Annotated in this window: 16 protein-coding genes and 1 tRNA gene; 9 read left to right on the forward strand and 8 right to left on the reverse strand. The window is 68.8% G+C overall.

Going from position 1 to position 15073, the window contains the following annotated elements; translation table 11 throughout:
* Positions 1-33: 33 nt before the first annotated feature.
* Entirely contained in the window at positions 34-687 is a 654-nt protein-coding gene (locus ABD209_RS06810; protein WP_344063943.1) for a TetR/AcrR family transcriptional regulator, read from the forward strand.
* Here the strand turns inward: ABD209_RS06810 and ABD209_RS06815 are convergent, their stop codons facing one another.
* A complete protein-coding gene (locus tag ABD209_RS06815; protein ID WP_344063946.1) occupies positions 688-1038 on the reverse strand; it encodes a hypothetical protein in 351 nt (116 codons plus the stop codon). It abuts the gene before it with no gap.
* Between the two features lie 8 nt (positions 1039-1046).
* Positions 1047-1658 (reverse strand): DedA family protein, encoded by a 612-nt coding sequence (locus tag ABD209_RS06820; protein ID WP_344063948.1) that lies wholly within the window; start codon positions 1656-1658, stop codon positions 1047-1049.
* Between the two features lie 182 nt (positions 1659-1840).
* On the opposite strand from ABD209_RS06820, the gene ABD209_RS06825 reads away from it, so the two are divergent.
* Positions 1841-1914, forward strand: a tRNA-Val gene (locus ABD209_RS06825).
* A 174-nt stretch (positions 1915-2088) separates the two neighbouring features.
* On the opposite strand, the gene ABD209_RS06830 is transcribed toward ABD209_RS06825, so the two are convergent.
* From ABD209_RS06830 to ABD209_RS06840, 3 genes are read right to left on the reverse strand one after another with little or no spacing between them, the layout of a single operon-like run.
* Positions 2089-2676 (reverse strand): TIGR02611 family protein, encoded by a 588-nt coding sequence (locus tag ABD209_RS06830; RefSeq protein ID WP_344063951.1) that lies wholly within the window; start codon positions 2674-2676, stop codon positions 2089-2091.
* Positions 2673-3524 carry an aminotransferase class IV gene (locus ABD209_RS06835; RefSeq protein WP_344063954.1) on the reverse strand — a complete coding sequence of 284 codons (852 nt, stop codon included), beginning with the start codon at positions 3522-3524 and terminating at the stop codon, positions 2673-2675. The genes ABD209_RS06830 and ABD209_RS06835 overlap by 4 nt, the downstream gene beginning before the upstream one ends.
* A complete protein-coding gene (locus ABD209_RS06840) occupies positions 3521-4537 on the reverse strand; it encodes a chorismate-binding protein (RefSeq protein ID WP_344063957.1) in 1017 nt (338 codons plus the stop codon). Before ABD209_RS06840 ends, ABD209_RS06835 begins: the two co-directional genes overlap by 4 nt.
* Before the next feature lie 102 nt (positions 4538-4639).
* Between ABD209_RS06840 and ABD209_RS06845 the strand changes: the two genes are divergently transcribed.
* The 5 genes from ABD209_RS06845 to ABD209_RS06865 all read left to right on the forward strand — a co-directional run bounded on the left by ABD209_RS06845 (position 4640) and on the right by ABD209_RS06865 (position 10110).
* A complete protein-coding gene (locus tag ABD209_RS06845; protein ID WP_344063960.1) occupies positions 4640-5836 on the forward strand; it encodes a CapA family protein in 1197 nt (398 codons plus the stop codon).
* Between the two features lie 42 nt (positions 5837-5878).
* Complete coding sequence (locus ABD209_RS06850; RefSeq protein WP_344063963.1) at positions 5879-6847, forward strand: zinc-binding dehydrogenase; 969 nt, start codon at positions 5879-5881, stop codon at positions 6845-6847.
* A gap of 107 nt (positions 6848-6954) precedes the next feature.
* The gene (locus ABD209_RS06855; RefSeq protein ID WP_344063965.1) at positions 6955-8280 is read left to right on the forward strand and encodes an ABC transporter substrate-binding protein; all 1326 of its coding nucleotides are present in this window, start codon (positions 6955-6957) and stop codon (positions 8278-8280) included.
* A gap of 4 nt (positions 8281-8284) precedes the next feature.
* Positions 8285-9259 carry a carbohydrate ABC transporter permease gene (locus ABD209_RS06860; RefSeq protein ID WP_344063968.1) on the forward strand — a complete coding sequence of 325 codons (975 nt, stop codon included), beginning with the start codon at positions 8285-8287 and terminating at the stop codon, positions 9257-9259.
* The gene (locus ABD209_RS06865) at positions 9259-10110 is read left to right on the forward strand and encodes a carbohydrate ABC transporter permease (RefSeq protein WP_344063971.1); all 852 of its coding nucleotides are present in this window, start codon (positions 9259-9261) and stop codon (positions 10108-10110) included. Before ABD209_RS06860 ends, ABD209_RS06865 begins: the two co-directional genes overlap by 1 nt.
* A gap of 31 nt (positions 10111-10141) precedes the next feature.
* Here ABD209_RS06865 and ABD209_RS06870 read toward each other — a convergent pair whose 3' ends face one another.
* Entirely contained in the window at positions 10142-11347 is a 1206-nt protein-coding gene (locus ABD209_RS06870; RefSeq protein WP_425564594.1) for a carbohydrate kinase family protein, read from the reverse strand.
* Between ABD209_RS06870 and ABD209_RS06875 the strand changes: the two genes are divergently transcribed.
* Positions 11331-12677 carry a family 4 glycosyl hydrolase gene (locus ABD209_RS06875; protein WP_344063977.1) on the forward strand — a complete coding sequence of 449 codons (1347 nt, stop codon included), beginning with the start codon at positions 11331-11333 and terminating at the stop codon, positions 12675-12677. The genes ABD209_RS06870 and ABD209_RS06875 overlap by 17 nt on opposite strands.
* 688 nt (positions 12678-13365) lie before the next feature.
* Positions 13366-13656 carry a discoidin domain-containing protein gene (locus tag ABD209_RS19790; protein WP_425564596.1) on the forward strand — a complete coding sequence of 97 codons (291 nt, stop codon included), beginning with the start codon at positions 13366-13368 and terminating at the stop codon, positions 13654-13656.
* A gap of 259 nt (positions 13657-13915) precedes the next feature.
* On the opposite strand, the gene ABD209_RS06885 is transcribed toward ABD209_RS19790, so the two are convergent.
* Complete coding sequence (locus tag ABD209_RS06885) at positions 13916-14455, reverse strand: mycothiol transferase (protein WP_344063983.1); 540 nt, start codon at positions 14453-14455, stop codon at positions 13916-13918.
* On the reverse strand, positions 14452-15072 hold the full coding sequence (locus ABD209_RS06890) for a DNA-3-methyladenine glycosylase I (RefSeq protein WP_344063986.1): 621 nt from the start codon (positions 15070-15072) through the stop codon (positions 14452-14454). The genes ABD209_RS06885 and ABD209_RS06890 overlap by 4 nt, the downstream gene beginning before the upstream one ends.
* Position 15073 lies beyond the last annotated feature (1 nt).

Genomic DNA, 15073 nt, shown 5'->3' on the forward strand with positions numbered 1-15073 from the left:
AACACCTGCCTACGCTTGGTAACGTTCCGTCGTGTGAGTGATCCCACCCCGCCGCGGGTCGACGGTCGCAGCCGCCGCTGGGAGGCTCCGCGCAAGGCGCGCCGCGCCGAATTGATCGAGATGGCCATCGAGGCGATCCGCCGTCACGGCACCGATCTGGGCATGGATGCCTTTGCGGCGGAGGCGGGGACGTCCAAGACGGTGCTCTACCGATACTTCGGCGACCGGGCCGGGCTGCATGAGGCGATCGTCGACCGGATCGAGGAGTTGCTGATCGGCGAGGTGGGCCAGACCCTTGCCACTGTCGACGGCGATCCGCATCCCCGTGAAGTCATCCGCGCGGCCGTTGCCGCGTTCGTGAGCTTCGTCGAGCGGGACGCGAACCTCTATCACTTCCTCACGCGCGCACCCTCGATGCCCCGCGCGGTCCTCGGCCCGGGACGTGTGTCGAAATCTGTTGCCGCACAGACTCGTTTCTTGCTGGAGCGAGCCAAGGCGGTTGCCGACATGCCCGCGGGGACGCTGGATCTCTGGGCTGCGGCAACGGTCGGGCTGGTCCGCACCGGAGTGCTGGCCTGGTTGCACAGCGAGCCGAAGCTCCCTGCCGAAGACGTGGTCGACGCCTTGACGGAGTTGGCCTGGCACGGCACGTCCACGGCTTTCCGGCGCGGACGCGCTCAGGGTTGATCAGTCCACGAGGTCGAAACGGTCCTCGATGGTGATCATGCCGGGCGTCCGGACGTCGGCGTAGACCCCCGCGCAATTGCCGGCGGTGCGTGTGATCGCGAGCGTGGCGCTGCCGACCGCCACGGTGCGCCCCACCAACTCGGCGAGACGATCGGTCGGGATGTCGATGACGAGGTTCGCCCGTGTGGTCGCGGCCTCGGGCAGGCCCACGAGATGCACGGCCGCCTTCTTGCGGCGATCGCCGGCAAGGCCGTCGATCTCGACCACGGCATTGGCGAGTTCCACGCCCGGCTCGTCCTTGACCGGGTGGATGCGGATGGCGACGACGCGCGGGTCGGCGAGCACGGTCATACGAGCACTCACTCCGCGGCTGCGGTGCGCTCGCGCCGGAAGTGCCAGAGGACCAGGCCGACGACCACGACGGCCGCGACGACGATCGCGGTGCCGCGCCCGAGTTGGTGCGCGACCTTCTCGTAGCTCGCCCCGGCGAGATAGCCGGCTACGACAACCGTTGTGCCCCAGGCGATTCCGCCAGTTGCATTCCAGATCGCGAACTTCGGGTAATGCATCCGGGCGGCACCGGCGAGGGCCGGCATCATCGCCCGGAAGAAGGCCGTCCACCGGCCCAGGAAGACCGCGGCGCCGCCGCGCCGGCGCAGGAAGCTCTGGGCGCCCTCGACGCGGTGCGCGTGCTTGGCGAGCCGGCCGTGGCTGAGCAGGCGCGGACCGAAGTGCTTGCCGACCTCGAACCCCACGGTGTCGCCGATGATCGCGGCGGCCACGACGACGAGGATCATCCACACCAAGGACGTATGCCCGTAGTGCGCCGACACGCCACCGAGGATCGCGGCGGTCTCTCCCGGGAGAATGAAGCCGACGAAGAGGGCGTCCTCTGCGAAGACAATCAGGGCCGTGATCAGATAGATCAGCCATGCGGGCTGGTTAAGCACACCGCTGAGGAACCCTTGCACACCCCTATTGTGCGCGACTGCGCCTGCGCATTGGCTTAGCGCTCCATTTCGCCGCCGCCCCACCCCGCCCCCCGTCGAGAGGCCGGTTCAGCCCCGTCGAGGGGCCGGTTCAGCCCCGTCGAGAGGCCGATTTCTCGTCGCCGCGCCCGGGCGGGTACTCTCACTTGGCGCTGCGGCGCCACGGACGTGTAGCTCAGTTGGTTAGAGCGTTCGCTTCACACGCGAGAGGTCAGGGGTTCGAGTCCCTTCACGTCCACCCTCCGGGCCTCCGCGATGGGGCCCACCTTCACGTCCACCCTCCGGGCGTCCGCGATGGGGCCCACCTTCACGTCCACCCTCCGGGCGTCCGCGATGGGGCCCACCTTCACGTCCACCCTCCGGACGCCGCGGATTCCACTCTGGGCGCGCGAAATTTGCCCGCTCGACGGGGTCAGAGCGCGAGGGTGTTCTGCAAGAAATACTCGACGCCATCGGGCAGGAACCCGGGCACGCCGGAAATCTTCAGCATCGCCCAGATCACCAGCAGCACAAAGGCCATGGTCGCGAGTGCGGCGAGCGCCTGCAGCCAGAGCGCCTGCGCGCGGACCCACCCGTTCCACGCGCGCAACTTGTCCTTGGCATAGTCGAGCAGCCGCTGCGCCCACTCGAACTCGCTGGCCCAGATCGCGAGCCCCGCGAAGACGATCACCCAGCCCGGCCCAGGCAGCGGCACCAGTAGCAACCCGCCAACCACGATGACCAGCCCGAGCACCCCGATGAACAGCCGATAGAGCCGCGCCGTCGCCGGATTCGCACGCAGCCGTCGCCGCCACGCCCAGTCGTCGTCCTCGGCATCGAGCAGGATGCCCCGGTCGTGGCGGGCGATCTCGTTCCGGTCCACCGCCGCACCGGCCACCGCTGACCCCCGAGTTCCGCGGCCCCCGGGCACCCGGTCACCAGCCTCGCGTCCGTCCGCCTCGCCCACCCCCGTCTCGTGCACGTCCTCCCCGTCCATTGCCTGCTCCCCCGCAGCGATCACGGATCGACCTCGGCAGCCGCCCGTTCCGCGAAGATCGCCGCGATCCGCGCGGTTACCGGTCCGGGCGCGGGCAGAATCCGTTCATCGATCCGTTCCACCCCGTGCACATCGCGCAGACTGGAGGTGATGAATACCTCGTCGCACGTGCGCAATACCCCCAGCGACAAGGACTCCTCCGCAACCGGTATGCCGGCGTCGCGGCACCACTGAATCGTCAACTCGCGGGTGATCCCGGCCAGTGCGCCCGAGGACAGCGGCGGGGTACACACCTGCTCTCCAACCACCACGAAGATGTTGCTCCCCGTGCATTCGCACAGGTCACCGCGGGTGTTGGCAAAGACCGCCTCAATCGCGCCGCGCTCGTGAGCGAAGGCGAGCGCGACGACATTCTCGGCATACGACGTCGTCTTCAGGCCGGCGACGGCGGAGCGCTCGTTGCGCGTCCACGGCGTCACGGCAAGGTGTGCCGCGCGGCTGGGGCGCGCCTGCGAGGCGGCGGTGACGACATACGTCAACTCAGTGTCCGTATGCCGATCCGAGCCGAGCGGCCCCCGTCCGCCGGTCACCGTGAACCGCAGCCGGCCGAAGGCGATCGGTTCGCCGGCGCTCAGGACGGCGTCGATCCCCTTCTGCACGTAGGGCAGATCCAGCGGCCCCAACCCCAGTCCCGAGGCGCTGCGCTCGAGCCGACGGAAGTGCCGCGTCAACGCAAACGGGACGCCCGCCTCGATCTTGCACGTCTCAAAGACGCCGTCGCCAACGGTTACCCCGTGGTCGATCGCCGAGATGGCAGGAGCGGTCGTGTCAACAAGGTCGCCATTGACCCACGCGCGAATCACGCTGTTCATGGTGCCACTCCCCCCGACGCCAGACCGATCAATCGGCGTGCTTTCAACTGCGTCTCCTGCCACTCCGCTTCCGGATCCGAGCCCCACGTGATCCCCGCGCCGGCGCCGAAATTCAGCACTCTGCGCCCGTATGCCTGCGTGGCCCAGAACGTCCGGATGCCCACTGCGAGTTCCGCCTCCCCCCGATCGGCGTCGATCCAGCCGATCGCGCCGCAGTAGGGTCCGCGGGGCACCGGTTCGAGCGCCGTGATCGTGGTCAGGGCGGAGGATTTGGGCGCGCCCGAGACAGATCCGGGCGGGAAACTCGCGTCGAGCACGTCCCGCCAACTCACGCCCCGGCGCAAGCGCCCGGCGACATTGGTGACGAGGTGCACCAGCCCCGGGTGCGCCTCGACGCCGCAGAGGTCCTCGACGACGACCGAGCCGGGCTCACAAACGTGTTGGAGATCGTTGCGCACCAGGTCGGCAATCATGACGTTCTCGGCGTAGTCCTTGGGCAGCATCTCGGCCGCCGTCACCGCAGTCCCTTTGATCGGGCTGGAGACGACCCGCTCCCCACCTCGCCACAAATAGCGCTCCGGCGAAGCGCAGACGATGTCGACGCCAAGTTCCGGCGCGTGGATGAGCGCCTCATACGGGGCCGGGTTGCCGCGGCGCAAGAGGCGCGCCAGGGCCGGCAGGTAGGCATCGTCGGGCAGGTCGTGGCTCAGGATGCGGCAGAGGTTGACCTGATAGACCTCGCCCGCGGCGATGAGTTCGCGGATGCGGGTTACCCCGCCGACATACGCCTGATGATCGAGGCTGGTGCGCCACTGCTGATCGAGCGGCGTCCACGGGCGATCTCCCGGCGGACGGGTCATCGTGCGCCGCCCGCGGTGCGTGAAGCGGATAGCCGTCATCGTCGACTCGAAGTCGATGACGACCGCCCAGAACCCGCCGTCGATGCGGTCGATATCGGTGACGACTTCGGCGGGGTCGTATGCCGTCATCGCCCCGAACCGTGCCCACGCCACGCTGGGATCGTAGGCCGCGTCCCGTTCTGCCGGCTCGGACGACGCGCCCGGATGCCCTCGGGATTCCTGGCCCGCGCTCCGGCGCTTCCTACACTGCCCGTCATGCGCCGTCCCGTATGCCGTGCGCTCGCCGCCGCGGCTGTCCTCGCCTTCGCCGGGTGCGGCGGGAGCGGAGGGAGCGGCGTCGCGAGCACATCGTCACCCTCGCCCAGCCGGAGCGCCGAGTCGTCAATGGGCCCCGGCGCGGCAAACACTTCCCCTGACCACGGGACCGGCACGGCCTTGTCCTCGGATCCGGGCACGTCGTCGGTGGCGCCGGCCACCCCGGGCGACGCCGGAGGGGCGGTCACGCTGGCCTTCGGCGGCGACATCCACTTCGAGGAGTACTTGCGTCCGTTGGCTGGCGACCCCGAGGGTCTGGCCGCGCTGAAGCCCCTGTGGGGCGCCGCTGACCTGCGGATGGCGAATCTGGAGACGGCGATCACCGAGCGAGGCGCGCCGATCGGCAAGGAGTTCCACTTCCGCACTCCGGCTTCCGCGTTGACCACGCTCGCCAACGCCGGCCTGACCGTCCTGACCGAGGCCAACAACCACGGCGTCGACTTCGGACCCGACGGCCTCAGCGACACCCTCGCCGCCCGGGCGAGCAGCCCGATACCGATCGTCGGCATCGGCACGGGCGAATCCGACGCCTATGCACCGGCCTTGCTCACGGTCGGCGGCCTGAAAATTGCGGTCTTCGGCGCCGACCAAGTCTACGAGATGACCCTGGCCAACTACTCGGCCGGAGCGACGAAAGCGGGGGTCGCGAGTGCGCTGCCCGACACCCGGATCGTGAAGGCGGTCACGGCGATTCGCGACGAAGTCGACCTGGTCGTCGTCTATTTGCACTGGGGTCTCGATTATCAGCAGTGCCCGGACGGCCAGTCGATCGCGACGGCCAAGGACCTGGAAGCGGCCGGAGCGGACGTCATCGTCGGCGCCCACAGCCACCGGGTCAACGGTGCCGGGTGGCTCGGGACCGCCTACGTCGCCTACGGCCTCGGCAATTTCGTGTGGTGGCGGTCGGCGGAACCCGACAGCCGAACCGGCATCCTCACCCTGACCGTGGACGCCGCCGCCGCCCGCGCTGCTCGTCCGGGCTCCCGCACGACGCCCGTGGTCACGAACGCGACCTGGCTGCCGCTTCTGATCGGACGGGACGGCATACCGGCGCGGGTGTCACCGGCGGACTCCCACCGCCTGCACACAGTGTGGGATCAAGCCCGCGCCTGCACCGGCCTGGCCGCCTCCCCGTGACCCCGGCCCGTCCGGCCGGCCGGCGGCGACTACTGTGACGAAATGCTTGCCGCCGCCGCCGTCAGCCAATCCACCTCCGACCCGCTCAGCGGGCTCCTCGTGGGCGAGCAGCCCGAACCCGAGGCCCGCGGCGATTGGGTGATCGTGGACGTTGTCGCGGCGTCCCTCAACCACCACGACGTGTGGTCACTCAAAGGGGTCGGCCTGCCCGCGGACCGGCTGCCGATGATTCTCGGCTGCGACGCGGCGGGGACCGACCCCGACGGCAATGAGGTGCTCGTCCACGCCGTGATCCCGAGCCCGGGCTGGCTGGGCGACGAGACCCTCGACCCGCGCCGGACTCTGCTCTCCGAGCTGCTCCCCGGCACTCTTGCTCAGCGGGTCGCTGTCCCGGCCGCCAATCTGGTGCCCAAACCGGCTGGGCTGAGCTGGGAGCAGGCGGCGTGCCTGCCGACGGCGTGGCTGACGGCCTACCGGATGTTGTTCACCAACGCCGCGGTGCATCCGGGTGACACGGTCCTCGTCCAGGGCGCCGCCGGCGGCGTTGCCACGGCGCTCATCCAGCTCGGCTCGGCCGCGGGGCTACGGGTCTGGGCGACCTCCCGCGATGGCGCCAAGCGCGACCTGGCGTTGACGCTGGGGGCGGACGCGGCATACGAAACGGGGGCTCGACTGCCCGAGCGCGTCGACGCCGTCCTCGAAACCGTCGGCGCCGCGACGTGGTCGCACTCGGTCAACGCGCTCCGCCCCGGCGGCACCATCGTGATCTCCGGTGCGACCTCGGGCGACGCGCCGGCCAAGGCCGAGCTGACCAAGATCTTCTTCAAGCAGCTGCGCGTGATCGGGTCGACCATGGGCACCCGTGACGAACTCGGCCGCCTGGCTCGTTTCGTCGTCGCCAAGGGCATCGAGCCGCGCATCGACTCGGTGCTCGCGCTGGCGGATGCCCGCGAGGGTTTTGCCAAGCTCGCCGACGGCGCTGTCAGCGGCAAGATCGTTATTCATGCCTGATGCGCGCTTCCCAGCCGCGAGCCGGTCCGCGCACTAGGTTGTCGGGGTGCGGCACCCGCGTGCCGCCGCCCGGACTCGCGCCCGGGCGTCACGAAGACAGTGGAGGAATGATGTCCGACCAGGCCCACGTCAACCGGCGCCAGATGCTCGCGCTCGGCGGTAGTTTCGCGGCCGTCTCGGCCCTCGCGGCCTGTGGCGGCAACACCGGCCGCACCACGACCACCTCGGCCACCTCGGCGGCCGGCACTGCCAGCAGCGGAGGCGCGACATCGGGCGGCGGCGCGAAACCCGTTCTGCAGCAGTGGTATCACCAATACGGCGAGGAAGGCACACAAGCCGCCGTCGAGGGTTACGCCAAGGCTTACACCGCCGCCGACGTCAAGGTGACCTGGAAGCCGGGCGACTACGACCAGACGACGGCGGCGTCCTTGCTGACCTCGTCTGGGCCGGACGTCTTCGAATACGGCAACGGCCCGACCATCGACATGATCAAGGGCGGTCAGGTCGCCGACCTGACCGGCCTGCTCGGTGATGCCGAGTCCGATTTCAACCCCGCGATGGTCAAGCGGATGACCTACGACGGCAAGCTCTGGGCGATCCCGCAGGTCATCGACATGCAGATCCTCGTCTACCGGAAGTCCCTCCTGGAGAAGGCCGGTGTCACCCCGCCAACCACGATCGATGAGCTGATCACGGCCGCCGAGAAGCTCACCGTCGACAAGACCAAGGGCCTCTTCCTCGGCAACGACGGCGGCGTGGGCCTGATGGGTGGGCCCATGCTCTTCTCCTCCGGTCTGGACTACCTCAAGGACGACGGCTCCTTCGGCTTCGACGACGAGAAGGCGGTCGCCGCGCTGGGCAAGCTGCGCGAGATGTTCACCAGCAAATACCTCCTGCTCGCGGCGCCCAAGGACTGGTATGACGCGTCGGCCCTGACGACCGGGTTGACCGCGATGCAGTTCACCGGCCTGTGGACCTTCCCCAGCATCACCAAGGAACTCGGCGACGACTACGGCGCCATCCCGTGGCCGGCGATGCCGGGCGGCAAGCAGTCGGTCGTCGTCGGTGCCTACGGCTCCTGCGTCAACGCCAAGTCCCAGAATGTCGACGCCGCAAAGGAATTCGCCAAGTGGCTGTGGGTCGACCAGACCGACAAGCAACTCGACTTCGCCACGGCATACGGGTTCCACATCCCGGCGCGCGCGAGCCTGGCCGCGAAGGCGAAGACGCTGGAGAGCGGGCCCGCCAAGGACGCCGCCGCGGCCGCGCAGGAGTTCGGCCACGCCCAGAACCAGATCCTGTGGACCCCGAAGTGCGCCACCGCCTTCAGCGACATGATGACCAAGGTCGTCAAGGACGGCGCCGACGCCAAGGCTGAGATCGCCAAGGTCAAGGCGGTCGCCGAGGCCGAGGTCAAGCGCGTCCTGGGCTGATGCCGTGACCGCCACTCCGGCCGGCACGGATGTCGCTGCCCGGGCGGTGACCGCGGCGACGCGGGCACCGCTCGGGCAACGCCTACGCGGTCGCCAGAATCAGAACCTGTGGTTCTGGGTCTTCGTCGGGCCCTTCGTCATCGGGCTGATCGTCTTCATCTACATCCCGATTCTCTGGTCGATCTATCTCAGCTTCTTCGAGGCCTACAACACGGTCACGCCGAGCACCTTCGTCGGCGCGGGCAATTACGTGGATATGTTGCGCGACAGCGCATTCCGCTCGAGCCTGTGGACCTTCGTGGTATTCGCTGCCGTCATCGTGCCGACGACCTTCGCGCTGTCCCTTCTCACCGCCTTCCTGGTCGCGCGCACCAAGGTCATGCAGACCTTCTTCCGCTCGGTCTTCTTCCTCCCGACCGCGTGCTCGTATGTCGTGGCCGCCCTGATCTGGAAGATGTCGATCTTCGCTGGCGTGCCGTCCGGCATGGTCAACGCCGCCATCGGCGTGGTCGGCCACGACGCCATCCCGTTCCTGTCGGTCACGAAACCGCCGTGGTACTGGCTGGTCATCGTCACCGCGCGGCTGTGGCTGCAGGTCGGGTTCTATATGATCCTGTTCCTCGCTGCGCTGCAACGGATTTCGCCGACTCTGTATGAGGCTGCGTCGATCGACGGCGCGAATGCGTGGCAGCAGTTCCGCTTCATCACCCTGCCGCAACTGCGCCCGACATCGGCCGCCGTGCTGCTGCTGTTACTCATCAACGCCTTTCAGGCGTTCGATGAGTTCTATAACATCCTGTCCACCTTCGGTCAGTACCCGCCGTATGCCCGCCCGCCGCTGGTCTATCTCTACTATGTGGCGCTCGGCCAGGGCCAGGACTTCGGCCACGGCAGCGCCGGTGCGGTGATCCTCACGCTGGTGATCGCCATGTGCGCCTTGGTGTTCAACCGCTTCTTCAGCTTCCGGGGGGAGGACTGATGGCCGTCGTCGACCGCTCCCCGCGCGCCAAGGTCGCGACCGCCGTGCGGTATACCGCGTTGATCCTCGGCGCGATCCTCTTCCTCATCCCCTTCTACCTCTTGCTGCGCAATGCGCTGATGTCCGAGCGCGACCTCGGATCGCCGCAGTGGTACTGGGTGCCGCCGTCCTGGCATCCGGAGAATTTCACCGCGATCTTCAACGACCCGGCCCTGCCGATGGCCCGCAGCCTGTTCAACTCGGTGGCAATCGCGATCGTCCAGACGCTGGGCGTCCTCGCGCTTTCCGGCCTCGCCGGCTACGGCCTGGCACGCATCCCGTATCGCTGGTCCAACACGGTCTTCTACCTGATCACGGCGACCTTGCTGATCCCGGCGGCAGTGACCTTCGTGCCGAGCTTCGTGCTGGTCTCCACCCTCGGATGGGTCTCGACCCTGCGCGGTCTGATCATCCCCGGACTCTTCCAGGCATTGGCGACCTTCCTCTTCCGCCAGTTCTTCCTCGGCTTCCCCAAGGAGATCGAGGAAGCGGCCTTCCTCGACGGGCTCGGCTACTGGGGAACCTTCTGGCGGGTCGTCGTGCCCAACTCCTACGGCTTCGCCGCCGCGATCGGAACGATCACCTTCATCGGCTCCTGGAACGCCTTCCTCTGGCCACTGGTCATCGGCCGTGAGCAGACGACCTGGACGGTTCAGATCGCCCTGTCGACCTTCCTGACCGCCCAATCGGTGGACCTGTCCCACCTCTTCGCCGCGGCCCTGGTCGCCATCGCCCCCTTGCTGCTGATGTTCCTCTTCCTGCAACGCTGGATCGTCGAGGGCGTCGAGCGCACGGGCATGGGCGGAGATTAACCCCACGAAGTTCTCCCGTCGAGTGGCCGATTCAGCCCCGTCGAGTGGCCCATGTCGCTTCGCGACCGGGGCCACTCGACGGGGCTGAACCGGCCACTCGACGTTNGGCCTCGGGTGGCACCGAGGGCATCAACGCCTCGAGGAAGCCGAAGCGCCGCAGCACCGACTGGTGATAGGCACTCGGGCACGGATCGGCCGCCCGCGCGTACCACCAGTCGGCGATATCGCCCCAGCCCGGGGCGGCCAATGACCCGCCGAACTGCTGGATCGCCAGCGAAGAACACAGGCTGGCGAAGTTCAACCGGTCCACCAGCCGCCACCCGGCGAGCGTCCCGATGAGCAGCGCCGAGCCGAAGACATCGCCCGCGCCGGTCGGGTCCAGCGCGTCCACCCGCAACGCCGGCACGGAGACCTCCTCGCCGGTCCCCGCATCGATCGCCAGCGCTCCGTGCGGCCCGTTCGTCACGACCGCCAGCGGAACTCGATCGGCCAGGGCATAGAGCGCCTCCTGAGCCGTCGAGGTCCGGGTATAGGCCATCGCCTCGACCGCATTGGGCATGAAGGCATCGCACACCGCAAGCCGGTCGAGCACCTGCTCGCGCCAGGCTTCGGTCGCGTCCCAACCGACGTCCGCGAACACCAGCGCACCGGCCGAGCGCGCCCGCCCCACCCAGTCGGGCAACAGTCCGTCCTCGCCATCGCCGAGGTCGACCATGACGGCGCGCGACCGTGGCGGGTCGGCGATCAGATCCGCCATCGGCACCGGCGCAGGATGACCGTGGGTGACCATGCTCCGGTCGCGGTCGACGGACATCGACACGGTCACCGGACTGTGCCAGTCGGCAAACCGCCGACTATGTGAGAGGTCGATGTGCTCGCCCTGTTCCATTGTGCGCCAACAGAAGTCGCCGTAGTCGTCCTCACTGAAGGCCGCCGCCAAAGACGTCCGCAACCCGAGCCGGCGCGCCGCGATGGCAAGGTTGGCGATCCCGCCCGGGCACGAGGCCATCCCGTCGGCCCACTCCTCGGTGCCGGGCCCGGGTTGCCGGGGGAGGCCGGTGAAGATGATGTCGAGGAAGACCACGCCAGACATGAAGACATCGAACTCTGGGCCGTCGGGGGTGCGTCCCGCGGCCAGCGGATCGAAGCGGACGTCCGGCATCGCGCCATTATCCAAGGCCGCGCCGACCACGCCGGGCAAACACGCGATAGTGGTGATCGTGAAACTCGCCATCATCGGCGGCGGGGGCTTCCGCGTCCCGCTCGTCTACCGCGCGCTGTGCGCCGACACTCACGCGCAACGCATCACGACGGTATGCCTGTATGACGTCGACCCCCTCCGCCTGGCGGGCATCGCGCACGTCGTGCGCGCCATCGCCGAGCAGTCCGACCGAACGGCATACGGCGATCCGCCGACGATCGAGGTGACCGACAGCATCGACGTCGCGCTGGACGGCGCCGACTTCGTCTTCTCCGCAATCCGGGTCGGCGGGCTCGCCGGCCGGGTCGCCGACGAGCGCGTCGCGATCGCGCACGGCCTGATCGGCCAGGAGACGACCGGGCCGGGGGGGATCGCCTACGGCCTGCGCACGATCCCGGTGGCCCTCGACCTGGCCCGCCGCGTCCGGGGGCTCGCCCCGAACGCGTGGGTGGTCAACTTCACCAATCCCGCCGGGATGATCACCGAGGCCATGTCGGCGGTCCTTGGCGAGCGGGTCATCGGCATCTGCGACTCTCCCGTCGGCCTCGCCCGACGCGCGGCCCGGGCGCTCGGCCACGACCTCGGCGACTGCATGATCGACTACTCCGGCCTGAACCACCTCGGTTGGCTCCACCGCCTGACTATCGACGGCATCGACCGGCTCCCCGACCTGCTCGCCGACGATGCCGCACTCGCTCCGCTGGAGGAGACGCAGATTTTCGGTGCCGACTGGCTCCGCCTGCTCAGCGCGATCCCGAACGAGTACCTGCACTACTACTATCTGCGGCGCGAGGCCCTCGCCGGTCAGCAGGGCGCGACCCGCGGGGAGTTCCTACGCGACCAGCAAGCCGCCTGCTATGCGTTGCTCGCGCCGGTCACCGCGCTCACCACCTGGGAAGCCGTTCTCCGCGAACGCAATTCGACCTATCTCGCCGCGGCGCGCGGTGAGGGGAATGAGCGCGCGGCCGAAGACCTCGTCAGCGGAGGGTATGAAGGCGTGGCCCTGGAGTTGATGTCGGCTCTGGCCCGCGGTGCGGATGCCACGCTCATCCTCAACGTGGCAGCCGGCGCCCAACTCGGCCTACCCGCGGACGCCGTTGTCGAAGTGCCCTGTCACGTCGACGCCGGCACGATCACCCCGTTGCCCACCTCGCCCTTGACCGGATCGATGCGCGGCCTGGTTGAGCAGGTCAAGGCCGTCGACCGGCTCGCCATCGAGGCGGCGACCACGGGCTCAGCGCGCGCCGCCGAACTCGCCTTCGCCCAACACCCCCTGGTCGACTCCACCCGCACCGCCGCCACCCTCTTAACCGACTATCGACGCGCCATACCGGCTCTGGATGCCGTATTCACCGGCCGGACGTGACCGACGTCATCCGGGCGATACCCGCGGTACCGGGAAATTTCGCCGAACCGGCCCACACCAGGCCCTTCTCCGGGTAACCTCACTCCTACCAGTCGGCCTGGGCCTTACCCCCTGCCGCCCAGGCCGGCTGGCTCATCCGAGAATCCCTCGCCACTCGCCCCGCCCCATGCGTCGTGGGGCCTCAGACCGCCCCCACGACCGCAAGACGAGCACCGGGCGAGGTGCGTGGCGTCATCGACGCGCACAGCCATCCCTTCTCCAATGAGGGATTCGGTGGTGGCCTGTTCTGCGGCGCGACCTTCAGCACTGCGGGGATCGCCGACGCGCTCAAGGACTGCCCCACCCATTACCCCGACGGCCGAGGCGCTCTCCTGGAGAATGTCACCAAGGGCGCCGACCCGTTCGCCCCGCACGACCCCGTCGGCTACCCGACCTTCGCCGACTGGCCCGCGCACAACTCGCTGACGCACCAGCAAATGTATGACCAGTGGGTCGAGCGGGCCTGGCGCGGCGGGCAGCGCGTGCTCGTCGCCGACCTGGTGAGCAACAGCGCCTTCTGCATGCTCTTCTCGCAGAAATACGCCTGCGACGACATGTCCAATGTCCGCCGTCAGGCTCAGACGGCCTACGACCTGCAGGCGTATGTCGATCAACTCGCGGGCGGCACCGGTCAACCTCGCGGCCGGCCGTGCCGCGACCGCCAGCTCGACGCAATGGTCGCTCTCCGGCAGCTTCGTGCCAGGCAAAGGCCAGCGAGGGGTCGGGGACGACTCGGTGGGCGAGCGCGCGGAGCGACCGCCAGTGGTGGCGCGTCAATCTCGGCGCCGCGCGGCAGGTGGGCCGTGTCGCCATCGACTGGGAAACGGCATACGCAAAGGCCTATCGCATCGAGACGTCGCTCGACGGATCGCCGTGGAGCACAGCGGCTTCCGTGACCGGCGGGCGGGGCGGCACCCATGTCTCGGCCTTTGCGCCGTGATCGGCGCGCTACGTCCGCGTAGTCATGACGGCGCGCGCCACGGGATCCGGCCATTCGATGTATGAGGTGAATGTTCAAGCCCGTTGAGTCAAACCCTTGTCGGCACCGCAAACGTCACGACCGCGAGTTGCCCCGTCGGCGAACCCTGGCGCACTGGTGAGCCGCCGGCCCGGGCCGCTCGCTCGGGCGGCAACACGGGCCCGGATCCGTCTGGTCGCCATGAGGCCTATTGAGCAACGCCGGGCGGAGTGGGGCGAGCCTAGGGCGGGGCGCCCTCGCCGACCAGGCCGTCGATCGACTCGCGGATCAGGTCGGCATGGCCGGTGTGCCGCGCATACTCCTCGATCAGGTCGAGCATCACCCGGCGCAGGTTGAAGGGCTCGCCACCACCGGAGTCGGCGACCAGCCGGTCTAGCCCACCGTCCGCGAGCGCCTCCTGCGTCGCCGACTCGGAGCGCGCCACGGCGGCGAGCCAGAGCTCTTGGAGTTCATCGGGAGTGTCCAGCGCCGATGACTCGAAATCCCAGTTCGCGTTCTCCGCCAACGGCGCCCAGACCACCGGGTAGTCGCGGCCCATCAGCTGATGGGTGAAGTAGTGATCCTCGACGAGGGCCAGGTGCTTGACCAGACCGGCGAGGGTCAGCGTCGACGGTGGCAGCGTGCGGTTCATCGCCGCGTGGTCGAGGCCGAAAGATTTCCAGGCGAACGTGCGCCGGTTGCGGTGCAGGATCACCAGCAGCGCCTCGACCTCAGCGGGTGCGGCCGGGATGTCGCGCGGCGGCAGGATGGGGTCGCTCATCCGCTCACGCTATCGGGATAGGGCGGCCACACGCCCGAAGTCCCGCGGCGGTGGCTGTCAAGAAGGTGCGTGTCGACGATGCCGATAGCTTCCATGAGCGCGAACATCGTGGTGGGGCCGACATGCGCAAAACCCTTGGACTTCAAGGCTTTCGAGAGTGCCGTGGACTCTAAGGACTGAGTCGGCACCTCAGCCTGCGTGCGTGGCGCGGGGGTTGTCGCGGGCCGGAAGGACCAGACGAAGTCGGCCAAGCCGCCGGCGGCGCGCAGGGCGATGGTGGCCCGGGCGTTGGCGATGGTCGCGTCGATCTTGCGGCGGTTGCGGACGATTCCCGCGTCCGCCATCAGGCGCGCCACGTCCGAATCCCCGTATGCAGCAACCCGCTCCGGGTCAAAGCCATCGAATGCCGCGCGGAAGGCCGGGCGCTTGCGCAGGATCGTCGCCCAGGACAGGCCGGACTGAAAGGCCTCCAGCGTCAGGCGCTCGAAGACCCCGCGCTCGTCCCGGACGGGCATGCCCCACTCGGCGTCGTAGTAGGCCTGCAGCAGCGGATCGATCGCCGCCCAGGCCGGTCGTGCCAGACCGTCCTGGCCGATGATCATGCCGGTCGCTGCCATG

Source organism: Nostocoides vanveenii, assembly GCF_039531165.1.
GTDB lineage: Bacteria > Actinomycetota > Actinomycetes > Actinomycetales > Dermatophilaceae > Nostocoides_A > Nostocoides_A vanveenii.

Bases quoted from the DNA above. Each gene is read 5' to 3' on its own strand.
- ABD209_RS06815 (WP_344063946.1), bottom strand. From the start codon at position 1,038: ATGACCGTGCTCGCCGACCCGCGCGTCGTCGCCATCCGCATCCACCCG.
- ABD209_RS06850 (WP_344063963.1), top strand. From the start codon at position 5,879: ATGCTTGCCGCCGCCGCCGTCAGCCAATCCACCTCCGACCCGCTCAGC.
- ABD209_RS06865 (WP_344063971.1), top strand. From the start codon at position 9,259: ATGGCCGTCGTCGACCGCTCCCCGCGCGCCAAGGTCGCGACCGCCGTG.
- ABD209_RS06855 (WP_344063965.1), top strand. From the start codon at position 6,955: ATGATGTCCGACCAGGCCCACGTCAACCGGCGCCAGATGCTCGCGCTC.
- ABD209_RS06835 (WP_344063954.1), bottom strand. From the start codon at position 3,524: ATGAACAGCGTGATTCGCGCGTGGGTCAATGGCGACCTTGTTGACACG.
- ABD209_RS06890 (WP_344063986.1), bottom strand. From the start codon at position 15,072: ATGGCAGCGACCGGCATGATCATCGGCCAGGACGGTCTGGCACGACCG.
- ABD209_RS06885 (WP_344063983.1), bottom strand. From the start codon at position 14,455: ATGAGCGACCCCATCCTGCCGCCGCGCGACATCCCGGCCGCACCCGCT.
- ABD209_RS06845 (WP_344063960.1), top strand. From the start codon at position 4,640: ATGCGCCGTCCCGTATGCCGTGCGCTCGCCGCCGCGGCTGTCCTCGCC.